The following is an 18,315-nucleotide window of genomic DNA, read 5'->3' as shown; positions in this document are numbered from 1 at the left end:
CCGTGAGCTGTCGAAGCGGATCCGCACGAAGGAGCAGACCATGAGCGAACCCAGCACGAAGGAACCCGGCACGCAGACCGGCCGGGCGGCGCTCGCGGGCGCGCACAGCCGGCACGAGGCCGTGCAGAGGTCCCTGGAACGCGCCGAGGAGGCGGCCCACCTGGGCGGCTTCATCACCCTCGACCGTGATGCCGCCGCCAAGGCTTCCGACGAGCCGGGCCCGCTGTCCGGCATGACCCTCGCGATCAAGGACAACATCCACGTCGCCGGGCTGCCCAACACGGCCGGCACCCCCGCCCTGCGAGACTTCGTCCCGGCGTGCGACGCGCCCGCGGTACGGCGGCTGCGCGACGCCGGTGCCGTCATCCTCGGCAAGGCCAACATGCACGAGCTGGCGTTCGGCATCACCAGCAACAACCAGGCGTTCGGCCCGGTCCGCAACCCGCGCGACCCCAGCCGTTTCGCCGGTGGCAGCAGTGGCGGGGTCGCCGCACTCGTCGCGGCCGGGGTGGTGCGGGCGGGCCTGGGCACCGACACGGGCGGCTCCGTACGTGTTCCCGCGGCCGTCACCGGCACCTGCGGGCTGCGGCCCACCGTCGGGCGCTACCCCGGGGAGGGTGTGACGCCCCTGTCGGGCACCAGGGACACCATCGGCCCCATGGCGCGCCGGGTCGCGGACCTGGCTCTGCTGGACGGCGTCCTCAGCGGTGACGACGCCCCGGTCGTCGCCCGACCGCCGCGGTCGATCCGGCTGGGGGTGCCGACCGCTCACTTCACCGAGCCGCTGCAGGACGAGGTCGCCGTCCAGTGGGAGACGGCCCTGCGCAACCTGGAGGCGGCCGGCGTGGACCTGGTCCCGGTCGATGTCAGCTCGTTCACCGCGGGCGAGTTCGCGACCGGCATGGCCATCGTGCTGTACGAGGCCCGGGTGGAGTTGTCCGCCTACCTGGCGAAGTACCGGCCGCAGACGGACCTCGCCACGCTCGCCGCCCTCATCGCGGGCCCCGACGTGCGCGGCGTCTTCGAGGGCTGCATCCTCGACGGGGCCCCGGGCCTGGTCTCCGAGGACGTCTACCGCGAGTGCCTGGCCCAGCGGCAGCGCCTGCGCGCGGCCTACGCGGACACGTTCGCCGCACACGGCCTGGACGGCCTGGCCTTTCCGACCACCCCGGCCACCGCTCTCGACCTGGCCACCTGTGACCAGGGCATGATTCTGCGCGGAGAAGACGCCGACACCTTCGCCACCTTCATCCGCAACACCGGCCCGGCCAGCGTCATCGGAGCACCCGGCCTGAGCATCCCCATGGGCGTGGCGACCAACGGCCTGCCGACGGGCCTCGAGATTGACGCTGCCGTCGGAGCCGACCGCGAACTGCTCGCCCTCGGGCTGACCCTGGAGGAGATCTGCGGCTGAAGTCGTGTGGTCGGCCTCGCGTCGCCGGGCGCGGCCCGGAGTTCCGTACGGGTTGTGGCTCATCACGATGACCGTCATCGTGGGGACGATTCTCCAGCTGTGGCTGCCGGTGACCGAGGCCTGTCACCCCATCGTGACGGCCGGCCTGTGAGGCGAACGCCGGTGGGGTGGAGTGGAGGCTGCGGCCGACGGTGGCGGATCCTCGAGAGCTGCTTCCGGGCGGGCAGCCCGGCGGCCTCCAGGAAAACGACCAGGTCATGGTCATCTTCGCGGAGTGACAGCGCGTACCCGGGTGAGCCCGGCGCACAATGGGTATCGACACCGGTGTCGTGCAGAAGGGTGTACGCGTGGACGAGCACAGGGCCACGCCGATGACCCGAGGCGCCGCCGCGGCCGAGGCGGACGCCAAGGGGCTGGTCACCGCGTGGAGCGACGCGGCCCGCAGCCTACTCGGCTTCGATACCGGGGACGTGCTGGGCCGCCCTGCGGCAGATCTGCTGACCGAACCCCTGCCGCCTGATGCCCTGCACAGCCTCGCCGAGTCGGACGGGTGGACCGGCACGATCACGCTCCGGCACCAGGACGGCCACCACGTCGAGGTGCGGCTCGAGGCATTCCCGCTGCTGAATTCGGACAACGCGGTCCGCTGGTTCCTGACGGCCACCGCGCCGGAGCCGACTGCGCGGCTGCAGAAGTGGGCTTTGGAGCAGTTCCCCGTACCGGTGGCTCTCTTCGACCAGGACGGGCTCGTAGTGTCCACCAACTCCGCGATGGAGAGGGTGACAGGCAGCCCCTCCTGGAAACTGCGGGGCCGGCGGGCGGGCGAGTCCGCCGACCCCCTCCGGCGCCTTCCCGGATTCGAGGGCCTCGGCGATGCGGGGCAGCGAGTCCTGCGCACGGGGGAGACCGTGCCGTACGAGGCTTGGCTGCAACCCCCCGGCGAGCCCCGCGAACACGCCTGGCTGGTGTCCCTCAGCCCGTTGAAGGACAGTGCCGACCGCGTACGAGGCATGTGTCTGGCGGCCATGGACAGTACGGACCAGTTCCGCGCCCGACGCAGACTGAACGTCCTGAACGAGTCCAGCGTCCGCATCGGCTCCACTCTCGACGTGACCCGCACTGCCGAAGAACTGACCGAGGTGTGCACGGAGCACTTCGCCGACTTCGCCCTCGTGGACCTGCTGGATTCCGCGCTGGCCGGGGACGAGACGGCGCCCCCGCCTGCTACCGCGCCCGTCTTCCGTCGCACAGCCTGCCGCTCCGTGCTGGCGGGCTGCCCCGAGGTGACGATTCCAGTCGGCGCCCTCCACGGCTACCGCGAGGGCTCGCCGCAAGGGCGCGTGCTGACCGACGGCCGCGGCATGTTCCACGCGGTCGACGACGCCGGTCGACGCTGGTGGGCCGCGGACTCGCCCGACAGCGTCCGCAGCATCGACGAACACGGCATCCACGCCCTGTTGGTCGTGCCCCTGCGCGCCCGCGGCATCACGCTCGGCCTGGCGATCCTCGGCCGCCATCGAACCCCGGAGCCTTTCGACGACGACGATTTGCTGCTCGCAAAGGAACTCGCGGCGCGCGCGGCGGTTTGCGTCGACAACGCCCGCCGCTACACGCAGGAACGCGAAACGGCACTCGCCCTCCAGCGCAGCCTGCTCCCGCAGCACACTCCCCGGCAGGCGGCTGTCGACGTCGCGTCCCGCTACTGGCCCACAAGCTCCCGTGCCGGCCTCGGCGGCGACTGGTTCGACGTCATCCCCCTGTCCGGAGCCCGGGTCGCTCTCGTCGTCGGCGACGTCGTCGGCCACGGGGTGCAGGCGTCCGCCACGATGGGCCGTCTCCGCACCGCCGTACGCACTCTCGCCGATGTCGATCTGGCCCCCGACGAGCTCCTCACACACCTTGACGACATCGTCCTGCGTCTGGACTCCGAGCGGGCACCGGACGCTGCCGGGGAACCGCAGAGCCCTGGCGAGGTCGGCGCCACCTGTCTCTACGTTGTCTACGACCCCGTCTCACGCCGCTGTACCGCAGCCCGCGCCGGTCACCCCGTCCCGGCCATGGTCACCCCCAATGGGCACGTCTCCTTCCTCGACCTGCCGAGCGGACCACCCCTCGGGCTGGGCGGTCTGCCGTTCGAAACCGCAGATTTCGACCTCCCCGAGGGCAGCGTCCTCGCCCTCTACACCGACGGACTGGTCCACGCCCGCGACCGCGACCTCGACGACGGACTGGCCCTGCTCCGCGGAGCCCTCGGTGAGCCCCGCCGTGCGCTGGAGGAGATCTGTGACGGAATCCTGCACAACCTGCCCGACCAACCCACCGACGACGTCGCCCTCCTTGTGGTCCGCACCCGCGCGCTGGAAGCGGGCCAGGTCGCCACCTGGGAGATACCAGCGGACCCCTCGTCCGTCGCCCAGGCCCGTGCGCTGGCATGCAAACAGTTGGCCACCTGGCACCTGGAGGACCTCGGATTCGTCACCGAACTCGTCGTCAGCGAACTCGTCACCAACGCCATCCGCTACGGCGGATCCCCCATTCAGCTCCGCCTGATCCGTGACACCGCGCTCATCTGCGAGGTCTCGGACTCCAGCAGCACCGCCCCTCACATGCGCCGGGCCCGGGTCTTCGACGAGGGAGGCCGCGGTCTGCTACTCGTCGCCCAGCTCACCCAGCGCTGGGGCAGCCGCCCCACCCGCACCGGCAAGACGATCTGGGCTGAACAGGCTCTCCCCACCAGGCCCGCAGGCCGTGACTCGTGAGATGCCCATCCCGGCCGCGACATGCGCGACCGGGCGGCCTGCGCAGACCCGCTCGACCAGCAGCCGCCTGCCGTGAACGGTAAGCCGGGCATCACGGTGGGACACGAAGACTTCCGTGCGGTGCAGCCCTGGACAGCTCCATCCCATCGGGTATCAGCGTTCCACCACTCACTGCCGGCCCACGTGCGCGGTCGCCGTACCGTCCTTGCGGTCACCGGATTTGTCGATCACGATGACCCCGCCAGTGTTGGACTACGTGGTTCCACGGATGTCGCTTCATAAGGGGATGCGCCAGAGTCGTACACGTACTGGGGCCTTGCGGTGCACCCGTCCGCATCCCCTTCGAGTCCGAAAGGCACTGGCACGTGCAGCAATTGATCGGTGCGCATTGTAAAGAGGCCCTTCGCCCGGGGCCTGAGACCCGCGCCCGCCACATCTTGTGGCCTGCCTCTTTTCCGGGCACACCCCGTGCCCGTGGCACCGCTCACGTGCTGGCCGCGCAGCTGATCACCATCTCGACCTGCTTGCCCTTCATCTCCTTCTCCCGGTTCTCGGGCATGGAGTGGATCGCGGCGTACATGTTGGCGATACCGACCCTGATGTCCTGTCAGGTACTGGGCGGCAGACTGCGAGACGCGCGTGGGGTGGGCCATCGGGTGCTGACTGCCGCAGCTGTGATCGTGTCGGTGTTTACGTTCTATCTATTCCTGTGGATGTTCCTGTTCAAGATGGAATTCCACGTTTCGGGGATCTCGGTGCCCGTCTGCTGGTTGGTGGGGCTGGCCGCCGGATCGTCGGCGGCGTGGGTCACGTGGGTGGCCTCACGCCGCCGGGCACGACCCGTGTGGCTGTACACGGTGTGGCTCGTCACGATGTCCGTCACCGTCGCGGCGGCCCTGAGTTCTTGGCTGAAGGCGGCCGGGGTCGGCGGGTGATGGGGTAGTCCGCAAGGAGCCTTGGCCAGCCGTCGTCATTCCGCAGCCCGGCGAACCCGAAAGGCGAGTGGGTGCATGAGGCAGTTGATCCCTGACCGTTGGAGAGGGGCCCTCCGACTGGGGCCTGAGACCCGCGCCCACCACATCTTGTGGCCTGCCTCCTTTCCGGGCACACCCCGTGCCCGTGGCGCCGCGCACGCGCTGGCCGCCCTGCTGTTCGTCACCGCGACGCACCCGGCCATGGCGTGCATCACGGCGATACAGGTCTTGACGATGTGTGAGGTACTGGGCGGCAGACTGCGAGACGCGCGTGGGGTGGGGCATCGGCTGCTGAGTGCCGCAGCCTGGGTCCTGTGGGCGTTCACGTTCTTGGTTCTTCCGTATGCGATCATGAGAGCTCCGGATCGCCAAACGGACCTTCAAGTCATGCAGGTGTGGCTTGTCTGCTGGTTGGTGGGGCTGGCCGCCGGATCGTCGGCGGCGTGGGTCGCGTGGGTCGTCTCGGATTGCCAGGTGCGGCCTGTGACGCTGTACACGGTGTGGCTTGCCACGATCACCACCGTCACCGTCATGGCGAACCTGGCTATTCGCTGAGGCCGTCGACGACCTGATCGGCCGGCTCGCCCAGATCATCGAAACCCAGCAGCAGTGGCGCGAACCCGTCCCCGCGGTGCCTCCTGCGGCAACCGCCGCCCAGGCCCGCAGCGGCACCTGGGAAGCGCCGTTGTGCGGGAAGTTCACCAACCCTGACTCGGAGTTCTGGGGCCGCTGCCCGGTCGCGTCATCAGCTGGCAGCTCAGCCCCCGCCCATGCCGGCGATGCGTTCTCGACCGGCAAGTACGCGACCTCCTCGGCGGCGCCACCGGGCCATCCGCCCTGAACTCGCCCCGTTCCACGAGGCGTTGACAAGTGCCGACCGCCCGGGCGATGTGACGGACCTTCCGAGCCGGAGCGGAGGCGTAGCCGCTGCGCGACTCGTCGCCGTGCCCCCATCGATCGGGGCCCTGTTCTCATCGTGCGGGATACCGAGAGATTCCGATGGCGGCTCGGTCAACCCTGGCTGTGTGAAAGCCGCACAGCGGATCAGCCTTACCGCCACCGGCGGGACCAGCGTCAGTTTGTCTTGCGGGTAACCACCCACACACACGCGAGGCTGAGCGATGTCACGCCCGTGAGGTACAGGCCGATCGGTGTGGTGGATGAGTAGCTCGCGTAGAGCGCCGTGGCGATGGTCGGCGCGATACCGCCACCGAGGATCGATCCCACTTGGTAACCGAGTGAGGCACCGCTGTAGCGGACTTCGGCCTTGAAGAGCCCCGAGAACAGTGCCGCTATCGGCCCGTAGACCGCGCCCATGAATACTGCCGTCACCAGGAGCGCGAGCAGAATGAAGGTGGAGTTCTTGGTGTTGATCAACGGGAACAGGATGAGCGTGCTCGCGACAAGGCCTACAGAACCGACCTTGAGCACCGCCGCCTTGCCATGCCGGTCCGAGAGAGCGGAAGCCCAAGGAATGACCGCCAGCCACACCAGGGAAGCGACGAGCGTGAAGGTCAGGATGAGATCCCGGCTCAATCCGAGCCCGAGAGTGGTGTAGGCCAGAAGGTAGGCCATGAAGATATAGCCGACCGCGTTGATGCCGATGAAGGCGCCGGCAGAAAGGAGAACCTCCTTCCAGTTTTCCTTCAGCACGGTCACGATGGGCAGGCGCTGCTCGTTCTTCGACTGCTTGACCGACTCGAAGTCAGGGCTTTCTGCGACGGAGAGTCGAATGACCAGGCCGGCCACGATCATGATGGCGCTGGCCAGGAAGGGAACGCGCCAGCCCCAGGACAGGAAGGCGTCATCGCTGAGGTTCTTTGTGAGACCGAGGAACACCAGGTTGGCGATGATGAGTCCGCCCGGCACACCCATCTGCGGGAAGCTGCCGTAGAAGGTCTTCCTGTTCTCCGGGGCGTGCTCGACGGCCATGAGGACGGCTCCGCCCCACTCGCCACCGACGCCTATGCCCTGGATGAAGCGCAGGGTGACGAGCAGGATCGGCGCCCAGACCCCGACGGTCTCGTAGGTGGGAAGCAGTCCGATTCCCACCGTGGCGAGTCCCATGGTGAGGAGCGAGATCACCAGCATGGACTTGCGGCCGAGGCGGTCACCGTAGTGACCCATGATGATGCCGCCCACTGGACGGGCGAAGAATCCGACCGAGTAGGTGGCGAAGGAGGCCAGGGTGCCTGCCGTCGACGAGACGGAGGGGAAGAAGAGCGGCCCGAAGACAATTGCCGCGGCCATACCGTAGATGAAGTAGTCGTACCACTCAATGGCGGTTCCGATGAAGCTGGCCGTAGCCACCCGCAGTGGGCGTACCTGCTTTGGTGTGACTGTCTCGGATAGGTTTCTGTCGATGGTCACTGCTGTCTCCTGACAGGGTGAATTATGCGCCGCGGCTGATCATCGGGGCTTGGAGAGAGGTTGGAACGAAATCAAGATGGGCTCGCCCAGTTGCCAGGCCAATGAGGTGGCTTGTGCTCACCGCATTCGGCTGGAATTGCCCTGCCGGCTTGTGCCCAATCTCCGAAATGCCTCTTGGAGTTGGGCCGGGCTGATCGCCTCAAGCGGGACGTCGCACAACTGGCTTCCGCGGGGGTCACTGAGTAGGTGATGCCAACAGCGCCAGGAGCGGTCAACGGAAGGCTGAGGCACGGTGGCGCCCGGACTGCTTCCGCGAGGTGGAGACAGAGAGTCCGCTGGTTGGCGGACTTGGTGTTTCATCTGTGTTGACCGAGGCCTCTGGGCGGTATGGCCAATCCTCGCCAGACCCACCGACCGAACGATTGGTCGGCTCGTGATTGGTAAGTAAAGGCAGCCGTGCACCCCCTGTCAAGAGAGTTGACCGGCTGGGATTTCGCCCGACTCAAGGCATCGCCGGGGCAATCGTTGGCTGTCGCCCCTCAACACCTCGGCAGCCGCAGGCCTGGCGCTCGCCACCTCGGACGACTCGGTCGGAACCACCCAAAGGCCGGTGGCTTGGGGGGTGGGCAAAGTGACCCACTTGGTGATCTTCGTCTGACCCTGGCCTTGATGATCAAGGTCAGGAGGGGAGGTGATCCTCGTGGGGGCGGGTGACATCTCTACCGCATGTCCACTGCGGAGTCCGTCTGCAAGAGCTTCGTCGGCCGGCCCGCTCACTGCAGTGCGAGGCGCTCCTCGACGGCATCACCGCTCCCGCACCTCGGACCGGGCGGGCCTCGCGCGAGGCCCCTGCCTGGACCGGCCAACGGCCAACCCACGTGCCTATGAGGCATACGCTCGCGCAAGAACCGTGCCTACCCGCGGCGTCGTTGACCATGGAGGACGGCTGGCTGTCCATCGAGATCAGGGCGCGTCGAACAGCGCACTCACTGATTCGCCGTTGTGGATGCGCCGGACCGCCTCGGCCAACGCCGGGGCGATCGACAGGACCCGCAACTTGTCGGTGCGATGCTCGATCGGTATGGGCACAGTGTTGGTGCACACGATCTCCAGCACATCAGGCTGGTCTGCCAATCGCTTGAGTGCTCCCGCCGAAAACAGTCCGTGCGTACAGGCAACGCGGATCGAACGCGCTCCCAACTCGCGCAGGCGGTCCAAGAGCTCAAGGACCGTACTGCCCTTGGCGATCTCGTCGTCCAGCACGATGACATCCCGGTCGGCAATGTCCCCGATGACGGAGCTGATGCTCACCCGGTCATCGGCGAAGCGCTGCTTGGCCCCAGCAGCCACCTTCGCACCCAACAGCCGGGCGAAGGCTGCCGCCTCCTTTGCGTTGCCCAGATCCGGGGACACGACCGTCGTATTGGACAGGTCGTAGCGGCGGAAGTGCTGCGCGAGCTCCCTCAGCGCATGCAGGTGGTCCACCGGAACAGAGAAGAACCCGTGCACCTGCGGCGAGTGCAGCGTCAGCGTCAGAGCGCGGCTCGCTCCAGAGGTGACCAGCAAGTCCGCCACCAGGCGCCCGCCGATGGAGATCCTCGGCGCGTCCTTCTTGTCGGACCGGGCATAGGCGTAGTGCGGCATCACCACGGTGATACGGCTGGCGGAGGCCCCGCGAGCGGCGTCACACATCAGCAACAGCTCGACGAGGTTCTCCTGCACGGGAGTGACCAGCGGCTGGATCAGGAAGACGTCCCGTTCACGGCAGTTCGCCTGCAGTTGTACCTCGAGACAATCGTTCGCGAACCGGTTCACCCGCACCGGATTCAGAGGAACCCCCAGGTGGGCACACACTTCGGCCGCCAGTTCGGGGTGGGCGCTACCGCTGAACACGGCGATCTCTCGCACGACGCTCCTCGCTTGATCGACTCGGGTCATTCCACATGCTAATGGCCCCGACGCGGGCGGCCCCCCGCCTGGCGCAGCCGACGGCGAACCGTTCCCTCGCCGGGGGGTGCACCCACCCGAAGGGCCCGCACATCCCGACGAAGGGGCACGTCCACGCGGTCGTTGAGGACGGCGACAGCGACCCCCGGCACGGTCGTGGACGGGTCGATGACGGTCGGCAGGGCCTTGTACGGCCGTTCTGCTCAGTTCGCCGTTCTCGCAGGATCAGCTGTCACGCCTTCCGGAGATCCTTGACACGACGAAGCTTGCCGAGGGACCGCTCCAGGGTCTCGGGGTCGACGATCGCCACCTCGACGGTGACGCCCACGCCGTCCTTGATGCCCTGGCCGATCGACCTGGCGGCGGCCTCGCGCTGTTCGGGGCCGGTGCCAGGGCGGGCCTCGACCCGCACGACCATGTGATCCATGCGGCCGCGCTGGGTGAGCTGGATCTGGAAATGCGGGGCGACTGCGGGCGTGCGTAGGACGATCTCCTCGATCTGGCTGGGGAAGACGTTCACGCCGCGCAGGATGATCATGTCGTCGCAGCGACCGGTGATCTTCTGGATCCGGCGGAAGGCGGGCCGGGCCGTGCCGGGCAGCAGCCGGGTCAGGTCGCGGGTGCGGTAGCGGATGATCGGCAGGGCTTCCTTGGTGAGCGAGGTGAAGACCACCTCGCCCTCCTCGCCATCCGCGAGCACGGTGTCCGTGACCGGGTCGACCACCTCGGGGTAGAAGTGGTCCTCCCACACGTGCAGGCCGTCCTTGGTCTCCACGCACTCCTGGGCGACGCCGGGGCCGATCACCTCCGACAGGCCGTAGATGTCGACGGCGTGGATGTCCATGCGCTCCTCGATCTCACGGCGCATCTCCTCCGTCCACGGCTCGGCTCCGAAGATGCCCACCTTCAGCGAGCTGGTGCGCGGGTCGATGCCCTGCCGCTCGAACTCGTCGAGCAGGGTGAGCATGTAGGACGGGGTGACCATGATGATCTCAGGTGCGAAGTCCTGGATGATCTGAACCTGACGAGCGGTCATGCCGCCGGAGGCCGGGATCACCGTACAGCCGGCCCGCTCGGCCCCGTAGTGGGCGCCGAGGCCGCCGGTGAAGAGGCCGTAGCCGTAGGAGATGTGGACCTTGTGGCCGGGGCGGCCGCCGGCGGCGCGGATCGAGCGGGCGACCATGTCCGCCCACATGGAGAGGTCGTTGTCGGTGTAGCCGACGACCGTGGGGCGGCCGGTGGTGCCGCTGGAGGCGTGGATGCGCCGCACGTCCGCCATCGGCACGGCGAACATGCCGAAGGGGTAGGTGTCCCGCAGGTCGGCCTTGGTGGTGAAGGGGAACCGGGCCAGGTCCTCCAGCGACTCGCAGTCGTCGGGCCTCACACCGGCCTCATCGAACTTCCTGCGGTACAGCTCCACGTTGTCGTAGGCGTGCCGCAGCGTCGATCGCAGACGGTCGAGCTGGAGTTCTCTCAGCTGCTCCCGCGTCAGGCGCTCGCCGCCGTCCAGCAGGTCGTGGGGGAGGGGTTCTCCCAGACGGGATGCGGGGGCCGCCATGGCCGTCGTCTCGCTGCTCATCGCGACTCCTTCGTGGTCGTGCCCGGCGTCCTGTGCGCCGTCGTGTCCCTGGTCGAGCCCGGTGGCGTGCCGGTGATGCTGCGGCTGCGTCCGCGGAACTCCGCGATCACCACTTCGCCGCGCCGGACGCTCACGTCGTAGATGCCGCTGCGGCCGAACCGGGTGCGCTCCTCGGCGGTCGCCACGAGCACGTCGCCCTCGTACGCGGGGGCGACGAAGGTGACGTCGGCGCCCGCCGCGACGGTCACGGGACCGTGGCTGTTGCAGGCGCAGGCGAAGGCGGTGTCGGCGAGCAGGAACACATAGCCGCCGTGGGCGATCTTGTGTCCGTTCACCATCGCCGGGGTCACCGTCATGCGGAGCACGGCGGTCCCTGCGCCGTGTTCGAGCAGCTCGATTCCCAGTCCTCGGGACGCCTCGTCCGCGGAGAACATCGCCTCCGTAGGAGTCGCCTCAGTGGTTTGTATCACTATTTATGCCACCTTGTCTCCCGACCGAACATTCGGTTAGCGTGCAGCACGGCTTAGTAATCCAGTCGGACCAATGCCTGTCAAGAGGTGGACCACATGCCGCACAAGAGGCCGAACGGCCCTGATTTCTTCGCGCGCCATCGCACGCTGCTGGAACAGGCGGTCGCCGCCACCGCGAGCCGGGACCACTGGACGCCGTATCCGGAGTCGCCGAGCAGGTCGGTGTACGGCGAGGACGCCGCGAAGAACGGAGAAGCCGCCTTCCGGGACCGGCTCGGGGGCCACTTCGAGCTCCCCGGCCATCCGGGCAACGGAGCGGTACCGGCGACCGAGATGTCTCCGTACGGTTTCCCGCTGGATGTGACCTACCCCCGCGTCGCCCCGGACGAGGCGGTGGCCGCCGCGCAGGCCGCCATCGGCCCGTGGCGTGACGCGGGGCCGGATATCCGCGCCGGCGTGGCCGCGGAGATCCTCGCCCGTCTGAACGCGGCGAGCTTCGAGATCGCGCACGCCGTGCAACACACCACCGGCCAGGCCTTCGTGATGGCTTTTCAGGCCGGCGGTCCGCACGCCCAGGACCGTGGCCTGGAGGCGGTCGCCTACGCCTGGGCGGAGCAGAAACGGCACCCGGCTGCGGCTCGCTGGAGCAAGCCGCAGCGCAAGGGCGGGCCGCTGGTGATGGACAAGAAGTTCACGCCCGTCGGGCGCGGGGTGGCGCTGTTGATCGCCTGCAACACCTTCCCCACCTGGAACGGCTATCCGGGCCTGTTCGCCTCCCTGGTCACCGGCAATCCGGTCGTAGTCAAGCCGCACCCGGGTGCCGTCCTGCCGCTCGCGATCACCGTGCGCATCGCCCGCGAGGTGCTGGCCGAGGCGGGCTTCGACCCGAACGTGGTGATCCTGGCCGCCGAGAGCCCCGAGGACCGTACGGCGTCGGTGTACGCCCTCCACCCGGACGTACGGATCATCGACTTCACCGGATCCACCGAGTTCGGCGACTGGCTGGAGACACACGCCCGCCAGGCCGCCGTGTACACCGAGAAGTCGGGTTTGAACACGGTGGTGCTGGACTCCACCGACGACTACCGCGGGCTGCTGGGCAACCTGGCCTTCTCGCTGTCCCTCTACAGCGGTCAGATGTGCACCACCCCGCAGAACCTGCTGATCCCGCGCGACGGCATCGCCACGGACCAGGGCGTCAAGAGCGCCGACGAGTTCGCCGCCGACCTCGGCGCCGCCCTTGACCGGCTGCTCGGCGACCCGGCCCGCGCGGCCGGCACCCTGGGCGCCGTCGTCAACGACAGTGTGCGTGAGCGCCTGGAGCGGGCCGCCGGCCTCGGCCGTACGGTGCGCGCGTCGGCGGCGGTCGAGCATCCGGAGTACCCGGAGGCGGTCGTCCGTACGCCGTTGGTGGCGCGGCTGGATGCCACTGCCGACCGGGAGACCTACACCAGTGAGTGGTTCGGGCCCGTCTCCTTCGTCATCGGCACCGATTCCACCGAGCACAGCCTCTCGGTCTTCAGGGAAACCGTGCGGGAACACGGCGCGCTGACCGCCGCCGTCCACTCCACGAGCGAAGACGTGCTGGCCGCCGCCGAGTCGGCCGCCCTGGACGCCGGTGTGCACCTGTCGGAGAACCTGACCGGCGGGGTCTTCGTCAACCAGTCCGCCGCCTTCAGCGACTTCCACGGCAGCGCCGCCAATCCGGCGGCCAGCGCCACCCTGTCCGACCCCGCCTTCGTCACCGGCCGCTTCGCGACGCTGCAGTCGCGCCGGCCCGTTCCCGCTGAGGAGTCCACCCATGCCTGACGACGTCTTCCTGATCGACGGGGCCCGCACCCCGCAAGGCCGCTACGGTGGCGCACTGGCCTCCGTGCGTCCCGACGACCTGGCCGCCCTGGTGGTGGGCGAGGCCGTGCGCCGCGCGGGGATCCCGTCCGAGGCCGTGGACGAAGTGATCCTCGGGGCGGCCAACCAGGCCGGCGAGGACAACCGGGACGTGGCGCGCATGGCCGTGCTGCTGGCGGGGCTGCCGCACACCGTCCCCGGCTACACGGTCAACCGGCTCTGCGCGTCCGGCCTGACGGCGGTCGCGAGCGCCGCCCAGGCGATCCGGTCCGGGGAGGCGGACGTGGTGGTCGCGGGCGGGGCGGAGTCCATGACCCGCGCGCCCTGGGTGATGGCCAAGCCCGGCACCCCCTGGGCCAAGCCGGGGGAGGTACACGACACCTCGCTGGGCTGGCGCTTCACCAACCCGCGCTTCACCGCCGCCGACGGGGCAGTGCCCGCGGGGACGGGTCTGGAGACGGGCAAGGTCACCCTGTCGATGGGGGAGACGGCCGAGGAGGTCGCGGCCCTGGACGGCATCACCCGCATCGAGTCCGACGCGTTCGCCCTGCGAAGTCACCGGCGGGCCGTGGCGGCACAGGAAGCGGGACGCTTCGACCGCGAGATCGTGCCGGTCCCGGTGAAGGACGGCGAGGTCACCCGCGACGAGGGGCCGCGCCCCGGCACGACGCTGGAGAAGCTCGGTGCTCTGAGGACCATCTTCCGCAAGGACGGCATCGTCACCGCCGGTTCCTCCTCGCCGCTGTCGGACGGCGCCGCCGCGCTGGTGGTCGCGAGCGCCGAGGCGGTGCAGCGGTACGGGCTCACCCCACGGGCACGGATCGTCACCTCCGCCTCGGCCGGCGTCCAGCCCCACGTCATGGGCCTCGGCCCGGTCCCGGCCACGCAGAAGGCCCTGGCCCGTGCCGGATGGCAGGCCGGGGACGTGGACGCGGTCGAGCTGAACGAGGCGTTCGCCGCCCAGGCGCTGGCGGTCATGCGCCGTCTCAAGCTCGACGAGGAGAGGGTCAACGCCGACGGTGGCGCCATCGCGCTGGGGCATCCCCTCGGCTGCTCCGGTGCCCGCATCCTGCTGACGCTGCTCGGCCGGCTGGAGCGCGAGGATGCCCGCCGGGGCCTTGCGACGCTGTGCGTGGGCGTCGGCCAGGGCGTCGCCATGCTCGTGGAGCGGGTGTGAGCACCGCCTACGAGACGCTGCTCGTCGAGGAGCGAGAAGACCGGGTCGTCGTCACCCTGCACCGGCCCGACGCCCGCAACGCCATCAGCGGCCGCATGATCGCCGAACTGCACGAGGTGTGCGGTCTGCTGGAAGCCGATCCGAAGCTGCTGCTGCTCACCGGTCACGGCCGGGTCTTCGCGGGCGGCGCCGACATCGCCGAACTGCTGCGACGCGGCCGCGACGAAGCCCTCCAGGGCATCAACAGCCGCCTGTTCGAGCGGATTCGCAGGCTCCCCATGCCCACGCTCGCCGCCGTCGACGGCTGGGCGCTGGGTGGCGGCGCCGAACTCTCGTACGCCTGCGACCTGCGCATCGCCGGTCCGGACGCCGTCTTCGGCAACCCCGAGCCGGGGCTCGGCATCCTCGCCGCGGCCGGGGCCTGCTGGCGGCTGCCCGAGCTGGTCGGCGAGTCGATCGCCAAGCAGGTGCTGCTCGCCGGGCGGAACCTCGACGCGGCCGCGGCACTGGCGGCGGGCCTGGTCATCGACGTCGTACCGGCGGACAAGCTGCTGGCGGAGGCGCATGCCCTGCTCGACCGCATGGCCCGCTCCTCCGCCACCGCCCTGCGGCTGACGAAGCTCGTCGTCGACTCACCCGGTGCCCACCCGGTCGCCGACGACCTGGCGCAGGCCGTGCTGTTCGAGGGACAGGACAAGAAGGACCGCATGACACGCTTCCTGGAGAAGAGGAGCCGGGCATGACCTCAGCACCCGCAGTCGTCGGGGTGATCGGCGGCGGCCGCATGGGCGCCGGTATCGCACTGTCCTTCGCGACGGCCGGTTCGGCCGTGACCGTCGTGGAGAGCGGCGAGCAGGCCGCGACCGCGGCACTCGACCGCGTCGCCACCGGGCTGAAAAGAGCGGCCGAACGCGGCGCACTCGCCGAGCCCACGGAGGAGGTGCTGGCCCGGGTGACGACGGTTCGGTCCGTCGACGCCCTGCCCTCGCACGCCGACCTGGTCGTCGAGGCCGTCCCCGAGGACGCCGCGCTCAAGGCCCGGCTGCTCGCCGCCGCCGAGCAGGCGGTGAGCCCCGGCACGGTACTGGCCAGCAACACCAGTTCCCTGTCGGTCACCGATCTCGCCGCCGCCCTCACCCGGCCCGACCGCTTCCTGGGCATGCACTTCTTCAACCCCGTGCCTGCCTCCGAACTGGTCGAGATCGTCGTCGCACCCGGCACCGGGGCCGACACCGTCGAGGCGGCCCTCGGCTGGACCCGCTGCCTCGGCAAGAAGGACGTCGTCGTCAAGGACTCGCCCGGCTTCGCCAGCAGCCGCCTCGGCCTGGCCCTGGGCCTGGAGGCGATCCGCATGGTCGAGGAGGGCGTCGCGGAACCGGATGCGATCGACGACGCCATGCGGCTCGGCTACAAGCACCCCATGGGGCCCCTGCGCCTGACCGACCTGGTCGGGCTCGACGTACGCCTCGCCATCGCGGAGCACCTGCACGCCACGCTCGGCGAACGCTTTGCCCCGCCCCGGCTGCTGCGCGAGAAGGTTGCCCGTGGCGAGCTCGGCCGCAAGACCGGAAAGGGGTTCTACACGTGGGAATGAGCGCTACGAGCCGGCCTCCGGCCGACGAGACGCGGCCCGGCGTCGGCTACACCCTGGACGGCGGCGTTGCCGTCATCGAACTCCGAAGGCCCTCCGCGGGAAACGCCCTGGACGTGTCGTTGCGCGCCGGGCTGATCGCCGCGGTACGCCGGGTGCGCGGCGAAGGCGACGTCGTCCGGGCGGTGCTGCTGACCGCCGAGGGCCGGCACTTCTGCGTCGGCCAGGACCTCAAGGAGCACGCCCGAGCCCTGGAGAGCGCGCCCGCCTCCGCCTTCGCCATCGTGCGGGACGAGTACAACCCGCTCGTCGAGGAACTGCACGCGCTGCCGCAGCCCGTGGTCGCGGCCGTCGAGGGCGCCTGCGTCGGTGCCGGCCTCGGGCTCGCCCTCTGCGCCGATATGCGGGTCGCGGGAGCCGGTGCCCGCTTCTCGACCGCGTTCACCGGGATCGGCCTGGCCGCCGACAGTGGTCTGAGCGGGGCTCTGGCACAGGCGGTCGGTCCGTCGCGGGCCGCCGCCCTGATGCTGCTGGGCGACCGCTTCGACGCCGCAGCGGCGCAGCAGTGGGGCCTCGTCCACAGCGTCGTGCCGGACGGCGGCGCCGCCGCGGAGGGCCTGGCCCTCGCCCAGCGTCTCGCCGCCGGTCCCACGGCCGCGTATGCCGAGGTCAAGGCACTGCTGCGGTCCAACGGAGCACCCTTGCCCGTCGTGCTGGAACGCGAGGCGGCGACCCAGGAGCGGCTGGGCACGACCGAGGACCACCGCGCTGCTGTGCGGGCCTTCCTCGAGGGCCGGCAGCCGTCCTTCACCGGACACTGACCCGGCTGCCGCACTTGCCGGAACACGAACGCTCAGCCATGATGTCGACCGAACGAACGGTCGGTCGGTCGGGAAGGTAGGGACAGATGACCGCGTCACACGTCAACGTGTCGGCGGCGGGCTGCGCAGGGCCGGAGCTGCAGGAGCACTTCGACGCGACGATCGCCCGCGACCAGCGCATCGAGCCGCGCGACTGGATGCCGGACGGCTATCGCCGGACGCTGATCCGGCAGATCGCGCAGCACGCCCACTCGGAGATCATCGGGATGCAGCCCGAGGGGGAGTGGATCACCAAGGCCCCGTCGCTGCGCCGCAAGGCCATCCTGTTCGCCAAGGTCCAGGACGAGGCCGGGCACGGGCTCTACCTGTACTCGGCGGCGGAGACCCTGGGCGCCGATCGCGCGGACCTGACGAACCGGCTGATCGAGGGCCGCCAGAAGTACTCCTCGATCTTCAACTACCCGACGCTGAGCTTCGCCGACGTCGGGGTGATCGGCTGGTTCGTGGACGGCGCGGCCATCTGCAACCAGGTGCCGCTGTGCCGCAGTTCGTACGGGCCGTACGCGCGCTCGATGGTACGGATCTGCAAGGAGGAGTCGTTCCACCAGCGGCAGGGCTACGAGCTGCTGATGACGATGATGCGTGGCACCGACGCCCAGCGGGAGATGGTCCAGGACGCCGTGAACCGCTGGTGGTGGCCGTCGCTGATGATGTTCGGACCGCCGGACGACAACTCGCCCAACTCCGCGCAGTCCATGGCCTGGAAGATCAAGCGGCACAGCAACGACGAGCTGCGTCAGCGGTTCGTGGACATGACGGTGCCGCAGGCCGAGAAGCTCGGCGTCACCCTGCCCGACCCCGAACTGCGCTGGAACGAGGAGCGCGGTCACCACGACTTCGGCACCCCCGACTGGGCCGAGTTGACCAGGGTGATCTCCGGCGACGGGCCCTGCAACGCCGAGCGCGTCGCCCGACGCCGGACCGCACACGAAGAGGGCGCCTGGGTCAGGGAGGCCGCCATCGCCCACGCGGCCAAGCAGGCCGCCCGTACGGAGAAGGGAGCGGTGGCATGACCACCGAGAGGAACGACTGGCCGCTGTACGAGGTGTTCGTACGCGGCAAGCGCGGGCTCAACCACGTCCACGTGGGCTCGCTGCACGCGGCCGACGACCGGATGGCCCTCACCCACGCACGTGACCTGTACACCCGGCGCAACGAGGGCGTGTCCGTCTGGGCGGTGCGCAGCGACCACATCGCCGCCTCCACCCGCGACGAGAAGGACCCCTTCTTCGCCCCCAGCGCCGACAAGGTGTACCGCCACCCCACCTTCTACGACATCCCCGACGACGTCCCGCACATCTGAGG

Annotated in this window: 15 protein-coding genes and 1 pseudogene; 11 read left to right on the top strand and 5 right to left on the bottom strand. The window is 69.6% G+C overall.

The window, feature by feature from the left end; translation table 11 throughout:
* Positions 1-40: 40 nt before the first annotated feature.
* Together ABZO29_RS09865 and ABZO29_RS09860 are read left to right on the top strand one after the other, a co-directional pair.
* A complete protein-coding gene (locus tag ABZO29_RS09865) occupies positions 41-1,414 on the top strand; it encodes an amidase family protein (RefSeq protein WP_367319761.1) in 1,374 nt (457 codons plus the stop codon).
* Positions 1,415-1,761: 347 nt separating this feature from the next.
* Positions 1,762-4,173 carry a SpoIIE family protein phosphatase gene (locus ABZO29_RS09860; RefSeq protein ID WP_367319760.1) on the top strand — a complete coding sequence of 804 codons (2,412 nt, stop codon included), beginning with the start codon at positions 1,762-1,764 and terminating at the stop codon, positions 4,171-4,173.
* Here ABZO29_RS09860 and ABZO29_RS09855 read toward each other — a convergent pair.
* A pseudogene (locus ABZO29_RS09855) lies at positions 4,159-4,278 on the bottom strand (leucine zipper domain-containing protein); the annotation flags it as partial. The gene ABZO29_RS09860 and the pseudogene ABZO29_RS09855 overlap by 15 nt on opposite strands.
* Before the next feature lie 383 nt (positions 4,279-4,661).
* On the opposite strand from ABZO29_RS09855, the gene ABZO29_RS09850 reads away from it, so the two are divergent.
* Complete coding sequence (locus tag ABZO29_RS09850) at positions 4,662-5,108, top strand: hypothetical protein (RefSeq protein WP_367319759.1); 447 nt, start codon at positions 4,662-4,664, stop codon at positions 5,106-5,108.
* A gap of 426 nt (positions 5,109-5,534) precedes the next feature.
* On the top strand, positions 5,535-5,702 hold the full coding sequence (locus ABZO29_RS09845) for a hypothetical protein (RefSeq protein ID WP_367319758.1): 168 nt from the start codon (positions 5,535-5,537) through the stop codon (positions 5,700-5,702).
* 519 nt (positions 5,703-6,221) lie between these two features.
* Here ABZO29_RS09845 and ABZO29_RS09840 read toward each other — a convergent pair.
* The 4 genes from ABZO29_RS09840 to paaI form a co-directional block, all read right to left on the bottom strand.
* The gene (locus tag ABZO29_RS09840; protein WP_367319757.1) at positions 6,222-7,517 is read right to left on the bottom strand and encodes an MFS transporter; all 1,296 of its coding nucleotides are present in this window, start codon (positions 7,515-7,517) and stop codon (positions 6,222-6,224) included.
* Positions 7,518-8,480: 963 nt separating this feature from the next.
* Entirely contained in the window at positions 8,481-9,425 is a 945-nt protein-coding gene (locus tag ABZO29_RS09835) for a ribose-phosphate diphosphokinase (protein WP_367319756.1), read from the bottom strand.
* Between the two features lie 271 nt (positions 9,426-9,696).
* Positions 9,697-11,043, bottom strand: a complete 1,347-nt coding sequence (gene paaK / locus ABZO29_RS09830; RefSeq protein ID WP_367319755.1) for a phenylacetate--CoA ligase PaaK — start codon at positions 11,041-11,043, stop codon at positions 9,697-9,699.
* Entirely contained in the window at positions 11,040-11,477 is a 438-nt protein-coding gene (gene paaI, locus ABZO29_RS09825; protein ID WP_367326097.1) for a hydroxyphenylacetyl-CoA thioesterase PaaI, read from the bottom strand. The genes paaK and paaI overlap by 4 nt, the downstream gene beginning before the upstream one ends.
* 132 nt (positions 11,478-11,609) lie before the next feature.
* Here paaI and paaN point away from each other — a divergent pair, with 132 nt between their 5' ends.
* From paaN to paaB, 7 genes are all read left to right on the top strand, one after another.
* Positions 11,610-13,322: a phenylacetic acid degradation protein PaaN gene (gene paaN, locus ABZO29_RS09820; protein ID WP_367319754.1), complete on the top strand. Its 1,713-nt coding sequence runs from the start codon at positions 11,610-11,612 to the stop codon at positions 13,320-13,322.
* The gene (locus ABZO29_RS09815; RefSeq protein WP_367319753.1) at positions 13,315-14,538 is read left to right on the top strand and encodes an acetyl-CoA C-acyltransferase; all 1,224 of its coding nucleotides are present in this window, start codon (positions 13,315-13,317) and stop codon (positions 14,536-14,538) included. Before paaN ends, ABZO29_RS09815 begins: the two co-directional genes overlap by 8 nt.
* Positions 14,535-15,281: an enoyl-CoA hydratase/isomerase family protein gene (locus ABZO29_RS09810; RefSeq protein ID WP_367319752.1), complete on the top strand. Its 747-nt coding sequence runs from the start codon at positions 14,535-14,537 to the stop codon at positions 15,279-15,281. The genes ABZO29_RS09815 and ABZO29_RS09810 overlap by 4 nt, the downstream gene beginning before the upstream one ends.
* Complete coding sequence (locus tag ABZO29_RS09805) at positions 15,278-16,132, top strand: 3-hydroxyacyl-CoA dehydrogenase family protein (protein ID WP_367319751.1); 855 nt, start codon at positions 15,278-15,280, stop codon at positions 16,130-16,132. Before ABZO29_RS09810 ends, ABZO29_RS09805 begins: the two co-directional genes overlap by 4 nt.
* Positions 16,129-16,950, top strand: coding sequence for an enoyl-CoA hydratase/isomerase family protein (locus ABZO29_RS09800; RefSeq protein WP_367319750.1), 822 nt, complete (start codon positions 16,129-16,131; stop codon positions 16,948-16,950). Before ABZO29_RS09805 ends, ABZO29_RS09800 begins: the two co-directional genes overlap by 4 nt.
* Before the next feature lie 86 nt (positions 16,951-17,036).
* Positions 17,037-18,023 (top strand): 1,2-phenylacetyl-CoA epoxidase subunit PaaA, encoded by a 987-nt coding sequence (paaA, locus tag ABZO29_RS09795; protein WP_367319749.1) that lies wholly within the window; start codon positions 17,037-17,039, stop codon positions 18,021-18,023.
* Positions 18,020-18,313, top strand: coding sequence for a 1,2-phenylacetyl-CoA epoxidase subunit PaaB (paaB, locus tag ABZO29_RS09790; protein ID WP_367319748.1), 294 nt, complete (start codon positions 18,020-18,022; stop codon positions 18,311-18,313). The genes paaA and paaB overlap by 4 nt, the downstream gene beginning before the upstream one ends.
* The last annotated feature ends 2 nt before the right edge of the window (positions 18,314-18,315 follow it).

This window comes from Streptomyces sp. HUAS ZL42, assembly GCF_040782645.1.
Taxonomy (GTDB): Bacteria; Actinomycetota; Actinomycetes; order Streptomycetales; family Streptomycetaceae; genus Streptomyces.
Note: the sequence above shows the minus strand (reverse complement) of the source record. Positions and strands in the feature narration are given on the sequence as shown.

Excerpts from the sequence above, each read along its gene's own strand:
- ABZO29_RS09800 (WP_367319750.1), top strand. The coding sequence starts at position 16,129 with ATGAGCGCTACGAGCCGGCCTCCGGCCGACGAGACGCGGCCCGGCGTC.
- ABZO29_RS09845 (WP_367319758.1), top strand. The coding sequence starts at position 5,535 with ATGCAGGTGTGGCTTGTCTGCTGGTTGGTGGGGCTGGCCGCCGGATCG.
- ABZO29_RS09815 (WP_367319753.1), top strand. The coding sequence starts at position 13,315 with ATGCCTGACGACGTCTTCCTGATCGACGGGGCCCGCACCCCGCAAGGC.
- ABZO29_RS09865 (WP_367319761.1), top strand. The coding sequence starts at position 41 with ATGAGCGAACCCAGCACGAAGGAACCCGGCACGCAGACCGGCCGGGCG.
- paaI (WP_367326097.1), bottom strand. The coding sequence starts at position 11,477 with ATGTTCTCCGCGGACGAGGCGTCCCGAGGACTGGGAATCGAGCTGCTC.
- paaN (WP_367319754.1), top strand. The coding sequence starts at position 11,610 with ATGCCGCACAAGAGGCCGAACGGCCCTGATTTCTTCGCGCGCCATCGC.
- paaA (WP_367319749.1), top strand. The coding sequence starts at position 17,037 with ATGACCGCGTCACACGTCAACGTGTCGGCGGCGGGCTGCGCAGGGCCG.
- ABZO29_RS09805 (WP_367319751.1), top strand. The coding sequence starts at position 15,278 with ATGACCTCAGCACCCGCAGTCGTCGGGGTGATCGGCGGCGGCCGCATG.
- paaK (WP_367319755.1), bottom strand. The coding sequence starts at position 11,043 with ATGAGCAGCGAGACGACGGCCATGGCGGCCCCCGCATCCCGTCTGGGA.
- paaB (WP_367319748.1), top strand. The coding sequence starts at position 18,020 with ATGACCACCGAGAGGAACGACTGGCCGCTGTACGAGGTGTTCGTACGC.